This window comes from Enterococcus sp. DIV2379, assembly GCF_050542965.1.
Lineage (GTDB): Bacteria > Bacillota > Bacilli > Lactobacillales > Enterococcaceae > Enterococcus_D > Enterococcus_D entomosocium.
Genome location: NZ_CP172938.1, coordinates 1,337,476 through 1,351,038, shown reverse-complemented (window position 1 = coordinate 1,351,038; position 13,563 = coordinate 1,337,476). Strand labels below are relative to the sequence as shown.

At 42.6% G+C, this 13,563-nt stretch carries 11 protein-coding genes and 1 riboswitch; of the genes, 3 read left to right on the top strand and 8 right to left on the bottom strand.

What is annotated here, in order from left to right; all coding sequences use genetic code 11:
- Positions 1–24: 24 nt before the first annotated feature.
- Positions 25–660 carry a lysophospholipid acyltransferase family protein gene (locus IGI92_RS06245; protein WP_430608296.1) on the bottom strand — a complete coding sequence of 212 codons (636 nt, stop codon included), beginning with the start codon at positions 658–660 and terminating at the stop codon, positions 25–27.
- A gap of 137 nt (positions 661–797) precedes the next feature.
- On the opposite strand from IGI92_RS06245, the gene IGI92_RS06240 reads away from it, so the two are divergent.
- Both IGI92_RS06240 and IGI92_RS06235 read left to right on the top strand, forming a co-directional pair.
- Positions 798–1,532 (top strand): tRNA1(Val) (adenine(37)-N6)-methyltransferase, encoded by a 735-nt coding sequence (locus tag IGI92_RS06240; protein ID WP_005236774.1) that lies wholly within the window; start codon positions 798–800, stop codon positions 1,530–1,532.
- Positions 1,522–1,800 (top strand): GIY-YIG nuclease family protein, encoded by a 279-nt coding sequence (locus tag IGI92_RS06235; RefSeq protein WP_005236776.1) that lies wholly within the window; start codon positions 1,522–1,524, stop codon positions 1,798–1,800. The genes IGI92_RS06240 and IGI92_RS06235 overlap by 11 nt, the downstream gene beginning before the upstream one ends.
- An 83-nt stretch (positions 1,801–1,883) precedes the next feature.
- On the opposite strand, the gene IGI92_RS06230 is transcribed toward IGI92_RS06235, so the two are convergent.
- Positions 1,884–2,576 (bottom strand): hypothetical protein, encoded by a 693-nt coding sequence (locus IGI92_RS06230; RefSeq protein ID WP_086338085.1) that lies wholly within the window; start codon positions 2,574–2,576, stop codon positions 1,884–1,886.
- Between the two features lie 231 nt (positions 2,577–2,807).
- Positions 2,808–2,880, top strand: a riboswitch (Fluoride riboswitch).
- A 94-nt stretch (positions 2,881–2,974) separates the two neighbouring features.
- On the opposite strand from IGI92_RS06230, the gene IGI92_RS06225 reads away from it, so the two are divergent.
- The gene (locus tag IGI92_RS06225; RefSeq protein WP_008379710.1) at positions 2,975–4,186 is read left to right on the top strand and encodes a chloride channel protein; all 1,212 of its coding nucleotides are present in this window, start codon (positions 2,975–2,977) and stop codon (positions 4,184–4,186) included.
- 62 nt (positions 4,187–4,248) lie between these two features.
- Here IGI92_RS06225 and efp read toward each other — a convergent pair whose 3' ends face one another.
- The 6 genes from efp to IGI92_RS06195 form a co-directional block, all read right to left on the bottom strand.
- Entirely contained in the window at positions 4,249–4,809 is a 561-nt protein-coding gene (gene efp, locus IGI92_RS06220) for an elongation factor P (protein WP_005229668.1), read from the bottom strand.
- 74 nt (positions 4,810–4,883) lie between these two features.
- Positions 4,884–5,822, bottom strand: a complete 939-nt coding sequence (locus IGI92_RS06215; RefSeq protein WP_034872243.1) for a cation diffusion facilitator family transporter — start codon at positions 5,820–5,822, stop codon at positions 4,884–4,886.
- Between the two features lie 104 nt (positions 5,823–5,926).
- A complete protein-coding gene (locus tag IGI92_RS06210) occupies positions 5,927–6,496 on the bottom strand; it encodes a DUF2179 domain-containing protein (RefSeq protein ID WP_005229664.1) in 570 nt (189 codons plus the stop codon).
- A gap of 342 nt (positions 6,497–6,838) precedes the next feature.
- Complete coding sequence (locus IGI92_RS06205; RefSeq protein ID WP_430608295.1) at positions 6,839–9,856, bottom strand: WxL domain-containing protein; 3,018 nt, start codon at positions 9,854–9,856, stop codon at positions 6,839–6,841.
- 410 nt (positions 9,857–10,266) lie between these two features.
- Positions 10,267–11,028 carry a hypothetical protein gene (locus IGI92_RS06200; protein ID WP_035006818.1) on the bottom strand — a complete coding sequence of 254 codons (762 nt, stop codon included), beginning with the start codon at positions 11,026–11,028 and terminating at the stop codon, positions 10,267–10,269.
- An 81-nt stretch (positions 11,029–11,109) separates the two neighbouring features.
- Positions 11,110–13,563, bottom strand: coding sequence for a glycogen/starch/alpha-glucan phosphorylase (locus IGI92_RS06195; RefSeq protein ID WP_218193333.1), 2,454 nt, complete (start codon positions 13,561–13,563; stop codon positions 11,110–11,112).

Sequence of the window (13,563 nt, the reverse complement as noted above, 5' to 3'; positions counted from 1 at the left end):
AGGATCAACGGCTTTTCTTAGGTATTAATCTTCTCTTTTGGACTCATCGATTTGATAAACAAATGACGGATCGATCGCTTGATCCAGTGTGTCAAATGCACCTTGTATGCGCCGTTCCACTTCCGACAAGCCCTCTTTGTCCATCTTTTTGATGTCACTGATATCGATTGGCTCCCCAAAACGGACAGTCACTCGCTTGCGTTTAAATAAATCCTTTAATGTCAGCGGTCCTTGATAAACAGAGGGAACGATCTTGACTTTGGCCATTTTCGCGATCAACGCCATGCCACCTTTTAAGGCCGTTGCATGTCTCGTACCACTTGGGAACATGATCAAGCTAAGATCGGTTTCCTTCAAGATTTTGACTGGCGTCTTTACCGCGCTCGGTCCTGGTTTGTCCCGTTTGACTGGAAAAGCATTGGCATGAATCAAAATGAACCGTAAAATCGGGTTTTTGAACAGCTCTTCTTTCGCCATAAAACTGAATTTCTTTGGCCGAGCAGCCACTGCTAGGTACAATGGATCCCACCAGGTTCGGTGAGGAGCCACTAAAATATAGTTTTCATTTTTAGGTAAAACCTCTTTGTTTTGATAACGAGCATTGCCGTTGATCAAAAATAATACTACGCGAACCACACCGCGCATAAAGCGAAAAAACATACTCATTTTCCTTTCTATTTCTCTCCTATTCAAGTATGCAAAAAAACGGTTTAAATGACAAGCCTTTTTTAGCGTTTCCCATTATTCTTAATCGTAGTATAATACATTGAAATGAATTTAGAACAGGAGTATGCTTCATGTTGCAACCGAACGAACGCATTGACCAATTGTATGCCGATGACATCAAGATCATTCAGAGTTCCGAAGTTTTTTCTTTTTCATTAGATGCTGTCTTATTAGCCAATTACGCTAGAGTACCAAAAAGAGGTGTGATCGTTGACCTTTGTGCAGGGAATGGCGCAGTCGGTTTATTTATCAGCAGAAAAACGACTGCTCATATTTATCAGGTCGAATTGCAGGAACGCTTAGCGGATATGGCGCAGCGCAGTATCGAATTAAATGACTTGCAAGAACAGCTGACGGTCTATCCTATGGATTTGAAGAATCTCTTTCAAAAAATCAAACCTGATTCCGTCGATCTTTTGGTCTGCAATCCGCCTTACTTTAAAAATATACCGACGGCGATCAAAAACCCGAATCCCTATTTAGCGATCGCCCGGCACGAGATCACCACAAATTTAGATGAAGTGATCCAAACCGCCAGTAAAGCGTTAAAAATGAATGGAAGGTTTGCGATGGTTCATCGCCCGGATCGCTTTCTCGATATTTTGGACCATATGCGCACCCATCGAATCGCGCCAAAACGAGTCCGCTTCGTCTATCCGAAAGTAGGCAAAGAGGCCAATATTTTATTGATTGAAGGAATCAAGGATGGTAAGGCGGAAGGGTTTAAAATTGATTCTCCTCTCATTACCTATGATGAAACGGGCTCTTATAGTCCAGAAGTGAAGGCGATGCTCTATGGCTGCTGACAACCATTACTTTTATGTCTTACGTTGCAACGACCAATCCTTTTACGGCGGCTATACTACCGATTTGAGTCGCCGCTTATTAGAGCATAACAAAGGGATCGGGGCAAAATATACCCGTCCCGCTAGTCGCAGACCCTTGCAAATGATCCATGCGGAAAGCTTTTCCACTCGCAGTAAAGCCACTCAAGCAGAAGCCGCCTTCAAAAAATTGCCTCGCAAAAAGAAAGAGGACTACCTGATCAGTCATAGGAAAAGCAATGTTCTCTGACCAAGCATGCAAAAAACTACCTGCGCACGGAAGTTTCCTTCTTGAGGGAGCTTTCTTTCGTGACTTAGGTAGTTTTTTTATCGTTATTCATTCCTATTCGGTAACGCCCATTGGGTTTGACTTTTCCCAAATTCTTTCGGGATCACAGAATCAACGGATTGATATTCGAGGGTTTCTTGGGACTTTGGAATCGTAATTGCCGTTAAATAGTTGTTGGTTTCGGAATAGAAACCAATTGTTTTAAAGGAAGGATCAGTCAAATGGTATTGAACCCCCTGCAGTTTAGCAGTTGTTTCCTCATCCACAAAAGTCGGTTGATAGCGAGCATAGTAAACCTGGGCGCCCATTTTAAAATATACGGAGTTATGAGCAGAACCAAGAAATTCAATCTCCCGTTCCACCGGTATTGCTTGATAGATTCCTAAAGTTTCAATCGCTTCATTGCTTTGGATGCGCTGATAAATTGCTGTAGTATCAGATTCGTAATATTTATAGCCTAGAAACATCTTTTCGCGATCTCGGATATTCGGTGTGATCAGCGCATTATACGTTTTGAATTCACCATACACTTGATCCCCAATAAAAAAACCTAATAGACACGTAACGACTATGCCGCCAAGCAATAGCGTCACTTTTGGGTTGCGGTTTTCTCGATAAAGCAGAACCATCAGGAACCCTAATAACGCAATCAGACCAACTACCATGAGAATTGGTAGGATCACATAATAAAAACGCTCACTTTGCAGCCATTTTTCGCTCGTCATAAATGCAACCATTTTTTATTCCTCTTCGATTCCTCACTACTCACTGTCTTACCCTTGGTCAAACAGTAGAAGGATCGTCCTTTCATCCCTTTTCATGCCAATTATCCTCAAGGCGCTCAATTCCCATATAAGTTCTTATGAGATTAATTTTACCATAACTATGTAGAAAAGATAAGTGTTAGATGAATTGCTTTTCACAACAAACATCCATTGACAAAAGGAGGGTTTTATCAGATAATATTGATGCTAATCGGGAATGAATGTCTCCCTCAGTTCTTACTGAAACCGCAATTTTGCTAATGACTTCTACCACTTTTTTTAGTGTGTAGCAGTCATTTTTTTATTTTCACTAGGTCGTCGTATTTGCAGGAGCATTGTTCCTATATTCTTTTTAAAGGATCGTGATAGAAATGATGAAACAAAAAACAACTAATTGGGAACTGACTGCTTTAGGTGTGGTCAGTCTGGTTATTGGCGTATTCGCTGGAGCCGTCGACACCTTCTTTGGGAAGATCCTACTTTCCTTAAGCGCCTTTCGTGATAGTCATTTTTTGCCCTTGATTCTCTTTTTACCCATTATCGGCATTTGTTTTACTTATCTGTTCCAAAAGTACGGTGACCGAAGTCCTCAGGGAATGAATTTAGTGTTTTTAGTCGGACATGAAGAAGAAAAAGACATTCCGTTGCGCTTGATTCCTTTTGTAATGGTGGGAACCTGGCTGACGCATTTATTTGGAGGAAGCGCTGGCAGAGAAGGGGTTGCGGTTCAGTTAGGTGCCACCATCGCCAATCGCTTAGGAAAATGGCTGCGACTAGAAAAGTACGCCAGCACCCTGATCATGATTGGGATGGCTGCGGGATTTGCTGGTTTATTTGAAACCCCGATCGCTGCGACGTTCTTCGCACTGGAGGTACTTGTCATCGGTAAATTCAGTCATCATGCACTATTACCAACTTTGCTGGCTGCTTTCACCGCTAGTACGACTTCTCAATTGTTAGGATTAGAAAAATTTAGTTTTGCTTTGTCACCGTCCCCCGATTTGACTTTGGCTGTTTTTCTGAAATTACTTTTGATTGGCTTACTATTTGGTATTGTTGGTGGCAGCTTTGCGGGATTATTAGAAACGATGAAACGGATCATGAAACGACGCTTTCCTCATCCTCTCTGGCGCATTGGCATCGGTTCACTCGTGCTAGTCTTACTTTTTGTCCTTTTGTATCATGGTCGTTATTCAGGTTTAGGAACGAATTTGATCAGCGCTAGTTTCACGAATCAACCAATCTATTCTTATGACTGGCTGCTTAAGATGGTGTTAACTGTACTGACTATCAGTATTGGTTTTTTGGGCGGAGAAGTCACCCCTTTGTTTGCGATCGGCGCCTCTTTGGGCGTCGTGCTGGCACCGCTCTTCGGACTGCCTATCGAACTGGTGGCAGCCCTAGGCTATGCCAGTGTCTTTGGCAGTGCTACTAGCACTTTATTTGCACCGATCTTTATCGGTGGGGAAGTCTTTGGCTTTGAAAATCTGCCCTTGTTTGTGATCGTCTGCTCCGTCGCCTACTTTATCAGTAAACCCTATAGTATTTATCCCTTACAAAAATCATTGGCAGACGGGAAATGATTCACTTTTGATCCCTCCTCCAGAGCAAAAGAAAAAACCGCGAACAAGTCGCGGTTTTTTTCTTATTTCGCACGTTTTAAGTAGGTACCTTCAGCTGTATTGATTTCTAGCATTTCGCCTTCTTCAACAAAGTCAGGAACATTGACAACTAAGCCAGTTTCCATCGTTGCTGGCTTGCCTGAACCAGTCACAGTCGCCCCTTTGATCGACGGCTGTGTTTCAACAACCTTTAAGATTACGCTTGATGGTAGTTGAACGCCGATTACTTCGCTGCCGAAGAATTGGATTTTTACTTCCATGTTTTCAAGAATAAATTTCATTTCTTCTTCTACCACTTCAACTGGAATTTCATATTGTTCATAGGTTTCCAGATCCATGAAGAATGCTGTATCATCCATTGTGTATAGATATTGTACAGCTTTCGTATCAATATGCGCTTTTTCAAATTTTTCTTCTGGACGGAAGGTTGTATCATAAGTCGAACCAGTCCGAACGTCCCGTAATTTCATACGCATAACCGTATTTCCCTTACCTGGTTTGTGATGGCTAGCATCTAATACTTTGATAAGTTTGCCGTCTTGAACGAATGTCATTCCAGCTCTTAAGTCACTTGCATTGATCATAATTTTGAAATCTCCTTCACTATGTGATAATCCTTGTCTATTGTATCAAAAAAAGCTGCTTTATTCTAGCTAAATCAGTGGGAAGGTCGCACAAGTTTACGGCGTTTCTCCATATAGTGAGGGTCATACTCATCTGTCTCAATATAAATATAGACTTTTTTATCTGCCATCTGGTGTCGAATCTCGGCTTCAATCTCATTAATGATCTCATAGCCGACCTCTTCTTGTTTCGAGGCAATATCAACTTTTGCCGCAATCAAAATTTCTGATGGTCCTAAATGCACCGTTTTAACATCAATCAAGCGATCAACATCTGGCCGTTCAAATGCTCTTTTGATCACTGCTAGATCCCGTTTTGTGACACTTTCGCCAATCAGTAGACTGTAAAATTCGCGGGCTAAGAAAATGGCTGCTACCATCAATAAAAGACCAATCAATAAACCACTGAAGGCATCAAAAAATGCGTTACCCGTAATCATGGTTAAAATCGTACCAAATAGTGCGATCATTAGGCCGATCATTGCACAGAAGTCTTCTGTGAAAATGATCAGAATCTCACTATGCCGACTTTCTTTCAAAAAACGATAGATTGGTTGACGTTCCACATTCAGTTCGCGGATCTCCTTGATCGCGATCCACAACGAACTTCCTTCAACGATCATCCCGAAAATCAAAATAGCGATCACCAACCAAGCGTTACCAACTTCATGGGCAGGATGCAGCAGCTTTTCTACCGCTTCCATCACACCGAGTGCGCCCCCACCAAAGAAGAGCATCATCGCAACGATCGTGCTAAAAAAATATTTCGCCCGACCTTCTCCAAACTGATGCAGTTCACTTTGGCCCTTTGTTGCCCGTTTATCCCCGATCAATAAAAAGATTTGATTGCTACAATCCACGACACTATGAATGCTTTCATTCAACATGGCTGCACTGCCACTTAGTGCATAACCGACAAACTTACTAATAGCCACCAAAATATTTGAGATCAGGGCAGCGATGACCGCCATCATACCATTTGCTTTCTTTTCCACACCTTACGCTTCCTCTCATCAATAAATTCCCTGTCTTTTACTCTGCTATTCTTCTCGAATGAATCACGGCTGACTGAGTCTCTTCAATCAACAGGTGCTTGTTTTTTCAACTTTGCTTCTCGGCGGCTGATTTTTTTGGTCCAAAATCCACCTGAGATATACTTGGGTTCATAGCTGATGATAAACGCTCGTTCTTCCACCGCTTTGATGGTTTGATAGAGCTTTTTCTCACTTTTTCTTTGGGAAAGAATCTCTAAAATCAGTCGCGGGCCTTCCAATCCTTCACCAAAGCTTTGTGTCACACCATACCCCTCTTGTCGCAAAATCTTCGGCAAACTCTTTTCCTCATCCGTATTACTAGGTAGGATCACTGTGACCATTGTATAGCCCAGAGCCAGCTTATCTTCGATTTTGATACCAATACTGACTCCTGCAGCATAACCTAATGCATAGAACAAGAGATTCAGCGGGTTATCCAAACGATCCAATACCATAGATAAGCCTAAAATATAGATCGTGATTTCGATCATACTCACTAATGGGGCAATCACGCGATACCCTTTCATTGTCAATAAAAATCGCAGTGTGTTCAATGTAACATAGGCGAGATTGATAAAGAAAATCATCGCCAGCATTTGTAGATCAACTTCCATCTTTGATTCCCCCTTGTTCTTAGCATATCAAAAGGCAAGAGAAAATTAAAATATTTGAGCAGGATTTAATTACTAAAATAGCTAAATAAAATTTATACTGGTGAAGATATAGTGCTTAAGTGATTTCATTGATCACTACCATGTCATGATTTTGCTCATTGATCCATTGCCTGTGGTTTCACTCTCTTCTATTGATCGAAAAGCATATCCACCAGAGTGGGAAAAGCAGTTTAAACCACCGCTCGTCTGTTTCAAACAAAAAGAAGTCCAATGGCAACTGGACTTCTTTTTGTCTGAGCAACTTTTACAGTGTTCGATCATATTCACGATTGCAGAACATGCTTACTTGTTTTCCAAGGTTTTTTCGTCAGCACCAGGTACGAAACTCAGCTCCCAATGAAGGGTTCCTTGATAACTTGTTGCTTGCGGCCTCGCGCCAATAGGGATTTCCAGCTCGACACTTTTTTGCATGGTATGCTCGTTTCCATAGCGTTGAATCCAAGTACCCGCCCCTTGATTTTCATTGGCACGTGCAATCACTTGGTTCTGCGGTCCTAGCTCAATTGCTTCAAAGTAGTCTGGTGCTTCAGAGGGATTTTCTTTAGAGGTGACCATTTCAATATTATTCAAATGCACACTCGCTCCTTTTAAATAGTGCTTAAACGCATCCGTGCTGACGAACCCTTCCTCAGATAATCGGGCACTCAAGGTCCAGCCATTTGGGAGAAATCGACGATCGGAAACCTGAATATAATTTGGTCGTTCGGTTGATTCATGATCATCCACTGAAGAAATTCGTTGCGGACGCGCCGGATAGCGGCTTGTCGACGAGCGAATCGGTACTGTACCAAAATCGAATTGTGAAACAAAGTCTATACTGATAAACCCGCGATTTTCTGGTATCAATGGTGGATTTTCAGGTAGAATCGGTTGATCAGGATCAAGGGGATCTTTTGGGTCAACGTCACCAATGGGTTCCACAGTGGTTGATGCTTCTGCCCATTTACCATCAAGAAATGCCTGAGCGGTGACCACCTCACCTTGTGTAAAATACTGGAAAGGTTCTAAATCAGATAGATCAAGTAAATAGTGCCCATTTTCACCCGCTTGTGTGTGAAAGTACTCGCTATTACCGGCACTATCGACTGGCGTTTCAAGCGTCGGTTCTGGCATCAGCCCCTCTCTTTGAAATCGAAGGTAGCTACCAGGATTGGCGGTTCCCGAAATCGTATAGGCATTAGGTAAGATTCTATCTTCTGTCAAAGGATCGATGGTCACCGTGATGTCTGGGATTCTCTCAAATAATAGACGTTGTGAACGAGAAGCAAACTGCGCGGCAAACCCTCGACTTGTTTCCTCATTCAGTGAAGATACATTGGTCACATTGGTGTTGGTTCCGGAAATCGCCGCAGTCATGGACAGAATCGGTTGCCACTGAAAATCAGATGGATCTCCTGTATTTCCATGCTGCCACTGGCGAATCGCCTGATTCTTTGCAGTGATTCCTCCCCCTTCAATTAGACCATTTGTTGTGGTCGTTATCGGGCGGGTTCTTTGCAAATTGACACGCTTGGCATCGTCGATCGTCAATCTTGCGGGATTGTTGGCACCGGTAAAGAAAAGTAGCCGTTGGACAGCTTGTGGGCTGTCCGAACGAATATCTAAGGTAGCATCTTTGCCCACGTTGAGATTGCCAGTCGTGCCAGAGAAGTGGAAGATATTTGCGGTTGTATTTTGATTTGTTGCTTCAACCTCTAAGGTGCTGCTGTCTTCTAAGGTGACATGCGTATTGGCACTTAACCAGAAAATATGACTGTACAACGTTCGGTTTGCAGCAGCAACCGACAAGCGACTTTTTTCCATTAAGCGAATATCATGGGGCGTGCCTGATGTGATGACTGCTGGGCTGTTGTTTTGTGTATTTAGTGTCAATTCCGCGCCTTTTCCTAACTCAATGCGTCCATTGCCAGCGACAAAGCGAATATTAGCACCGCCTGCTTCACCAGCTGAACCGTTGGCATTTAATGATAGTCGGGCATTATCCCCTAATACGAGACGCGCATTTATATTATAAAAATCAAGATTTCCTGAGCTGATCGTCGACATTTCGACGTTTGCTCCCTCACGAAGCTCGATTTGGTTGATTTCAAAATTCGCCTGAGTATTTGTGTGAATCATCCAAGAAGCATTGAAGTCTGATGTATATCTAGGCGTTTGGTGTGAAACAGAATGTCCAGAAAAGCTGGCTCGAGAGTGCAACCCGTAAAACAACTGATTGCCCGTATGGTTGAGATTGTGGTACCGAATGATTGAACGCTGCTGATTTGACATATTCAAATCATGGTATTCAATTGCCCCCCAAAAGTTTCCATGGTAGAGTTCCAAATTTTGCAAAGTAATGTCCCATGGGGAATCAGGATTGACACTCGAATCGCGAAAACAGATTGCTACGGCTCTAAGATCCATCTGAAAGGTGTCGAGACCATCGATGATTAACGTTCTTGAAACTCTCGAGGCATTGATATAAACATAGGCTAATCCGCCATTAGGATTGGCGCTGCTGCTCCAGCCGTCAATTCCCGTAATGCCTAAACGAGGATTATCGTTCGTTTGAAAACTGGCTGTCAAATAAATATAATTGACCGTCGGATCGACCATTGCAGCCATAAATTCGACCCAGTTAGCAACCCCTCTCTTTTTTACGTCGTCGCCTAACAGATACAGATTACCAGGATCTGACTCTGATTCGTCAGGAATCTGGCTTTCTATTTCCTTCTCTTTTGGTAATTGATCCTCTTTGTCCTCTTGATCGAATTGATCAGTGGAGTCACTCGAATCGGTTAGCGCATCCTCTTGTGTATCCGTAGGGTTTGTCTCCCGTGCTTCCTTTATTTCAAGTATTATCATTGATTCTGCTACTTCAAATGGAAACGCCCCTGCTGTATCAACTACCAATGGAACCAAAAAATCACTTCTAGGGATATCAGTCGTTAGTTTCCAACCATTCTCTTCAGTGGTGGACGTAATTTTGACTCCCTTTGGCAACTCCTCTTCAACAAAAACCGCAGATTGCGGCAACCGGATCGCTATTTCACTAATGGGACGGCCCGTATGAAACGCAACTAGTAACATGTCTCCTACAGTCCCGGCTTTCGTTGATTCATCAAAATAAATGGCAACTTTTCCCTCAGCCTCTTTCTCTCGTATCGGTTCGAATGGGTCACTCGCAACCGTTTCTTCCTCCAGCTGTGCAGCAAAGAAAATGTTTGAAGAAAACACACTCATGGTTGAAAAAAAGTAGAGTCCTCCAAGTAAGCCAATAATGATGGTGAAATATACCTTTCTCTTTTTCTTGTTCATTTGTTGATGCCCCACCTTTCAGCGTATCTTTCCCTTGAAATCGATCATGGATCAGTCCTTCCCAAAGAGCAGCTATAACCATCAGGACGCTTGCTTCCTTTTTTCAATTACGGCTGATCAGAAAACCACAATCCTGCCATCGATTTTAAATGACAAAAGAAATCGCCAATTAAAATAACAAACATTATAAATAACGATGGTTTTGACCGTTTCACTTTATTCTATAGCCCACGCTATTGCTTAGTAAAATCAGAATATTCCTCAGTCGGTGAAAAATGTAATTCGACTAAGTATTTTGTGAAATCGGCAGTTTCAGCACACAAAAAAAAACAGCTAGATGTTCGCCATCTAGCTGAAATCATTCATCGTTATGCTCAAAGGACTACTTCTATTAAGAGTAACTGTCTCTACTATTTAGAACGAAAATAGCCATTTGAAGATTCTTCTTGTTGATCGTCTTCAATCATTCCTTTTAATGATCGATCTAAAACGGACCGTTTTTTCTCACCATTTTTTTTATTGTTGGCTCGAAACTCGCTGCGTGTCATCCCAACAGAGGGGTGGCGATTGAATTTTTTGACGGTTGGATCGCTTTCTTCTTTGACTTGATAAGCTGCTGGTTCAGTATCAAATAACAAATAACTTTCTTGTTTTTTTGCCATTGCATCCATCAAATCGTTCGGCGTAATTTCAGGTTTTTGCTCATCTGGAATAATTGATGCAGGAATATATTTAGGCACGAAGTAAGAGCGTCCCGAATATTCTTTTTTCGAAGAAACAGGAACCTCAGCTTTTTCCTTCTTACTAGTCACTTGATAAGAAGAATGGTTCGCTTCTTTGCCAAAAAAATTGGTTTTTCCTGTCGGCATCTGCTCTTTCACCGGACGTTTTCCGTACTGAGGCAAGTTGGCACGGTGATTGGCAAGCTCTTCTTTTTGACGAACATTGTGCCCTCGATCGCGTTGGCTGGACTGCACTTTACGCTGCAAAGATTGATTTTCTTCCTTGTGAGAATGACTCACGGGATCTTTGATTTCGGTTAAAATCCAATCATCTGCTTTACTGAATGCGGGGCGATGCTCGGATTGAAGCTTCACACCGTCTGTATCATCATAAGCAGGAAAACGGAAGTGTTTTCGTTTCACATCTAAATAATTTGCCACTGTACTCATCCTCTTACATGCATTTTTTTCATCATACCACAAATAAAAGAGAATTTCACGAAAGACTGCGCCATTTCAACCGAAGTCGCTTCAATTATCTCCCCTTGGAGGCACTGACTCCGTCAAGCTTGCCGCATTTGGTTCTTTGATATGGGCAAATAATGGATCGATCTGCCAAATATCTGCTGCATAATTTCGCACCGTTTCATCCGCCGAAAACTTCCCAGCATTCGCAATATTCATTAGACTGATTTTTTGCCAGCGATGAGTATCTTGATAAGCAATATCCACCCGATGCTGTGCATCACAATAGGCGTGGAAATCTCTTAATAAAAAGTACTCATCATTGTATTTCAAAAGTGAATCAAAAATCTCGCGTCCTTCTACTTGGATATTGGGGATTGTCCCGTCAATAAAGGCATTGACTACACGTTGTAGTAGTGGATCTGACTCATAATACGCATAGGCAGAATAATTACGCTGGGCGTAATACTGATACACTTCTTCTTCGGTTAGCCCAAAGATCGCGATGTTTTCATCACCGATTGCATCTCGAATCTCAATATTGGCACCATCTAAAGTGGCGATCGTTACTGCCCCATTTAGCATCAACTTCATATTACTTGTCCCTGAAGCTTCTTTGGAGGCCAATGATATTTGTTCACTGACATCCGCTGCTGGGATAATTTTTTCTGCTAAAGAAACGTTGTAATTTTCTAAAAAAACAACCTTGATTTTATCATTGATGGTTTCATCATGATTGATCAGATTCGCCACTTCATTGATGACTTTAATGATCGATTTTGCGTAGTGATAGCTTGGTGCGGCTTTGGCACCAAAGAGAAAGACTCTTGGATGAAACGCAGCAGTTGGATCGTCTTTGACCTCAAAGTAGAGCTTTAGAATATGCATAAGATTTAGTAATTGTCGTTTGTATGCATGCAGACGCTTGATCTGCACATCAAATATTGCCGTCGGATCTACTGTGATGCCCGTTGCTTTTTGAATGTACTGTGCCAGTGCACGCTTGTTACTCATTTTTGCGTCGGCAATTTGTTGGAGAACAGTTTCGTCCTCATAATAGTTTTTGAGTAGTTGCAGGTCTAATGGATCATTGCGCCAGCTTGTACCGATGGACTGATCCAATACTTTGGCTAACGGTTGATTGGCTAGCTGAAGCCAACGCCGTTGCGCGATGCCGTTGGTCTTATTGTTGAAACGGGCAGGATAAATAAGATAAAAGTCATGGAGTACCACTGATTTTAGTAAATCAGAATGGAGCTTGGCTACGCCATTGACACTGTGGCTGCCGATGATCGCGAGATGTGCCATATGGACTTGATCATCAATAATGATTCGCGTCCGTTCCAGTAAGGCTTGCGGATGGACCCCTTGCATCGTTTCCACAAAACGGCGATCAATTTCTTTGATGATCTGATCCATTCTCGGCAAAACTTCTTCAATCATGCGCACGGGCCATTTTTCTAAGGCTTCCGCCATGATCGTATGGTTCGTATAACTCATGACTTTCACGGTGATCGACCACGCTTGTTCCCAAGCAAGACCTTCTTCATCAACTAAAATGCGCATCAGTTCTGGGACGCAAAGGGCTGGGTGCGTATCATTGATGTGGATCGCTACTCGTTCACTCATCATGGCCAAAGGTAAATTCAATTTTTTATAATAACGGACGATACTTTGGATCCCTGCAGACACAAAAAAGTATTCTTGCATCAGCCGGGTCCGTTTGCCTGTCTCATTGGAATCATCGGGATACAAGACCGCTGTCAGATTTTCCAATGCTTGCCGCGATTCTAGTGTCGCGTAGTGCGCCTCATCTTCGACAGGAACCTCAACACTCCATAAACGCAAGGTATTGAGATGGTGATTTTGGTAGCCAACCATTGCTGTATCATAAGGAACCGCCCGCCAGGTAAAGCCACCTTCATAAACTGGGGCTAATTTCCCGTCCTCTCCGGTAACGAGATAGACATGGCCCCCGAAACGAATAGGCACCGCCTTGCTTTCTTTGCGGACTTCCCAAACATTCCCCGAACGCAACCAGTCATCGGGCAACTCTACTTGATGACCGTCAATAAATTTTTGTTTAAATAATCCGTAGCGATAGCGGATCCCATTGCCATTTCCCGGCAAACCTAAAGAAGCCAATGAATCCATAAAACAAGACGCTAAGCGACCGAGTCCCCCGTTGCCTAAAGCCATGTCTTTTTCCGTCTCTGCAACATCGTCAAGTGAAACCCCTAACTCTTCAAAAACGGCTTCCGCTTGCTCCAACAGCTGCATATTTAACAGATTACTCTTTAACATTTTGCCGGGTAAAAATTCGATTGAAAAATAATACGCTTGTTTCTGATCCTCCAACAAGAGATTTTTTCTGGTCTGGCGCCAGTCTTCTGAATACATTTGCTTCACGACATTGGCTAGCGCCTGAAACAATTCCTGCGGTGATGCTTCATCGATCTCTATCGCAAACAGTTCGTGCACGTTGGTTTCTAATAGATCACGCAATCGTTCTTTTGTCAT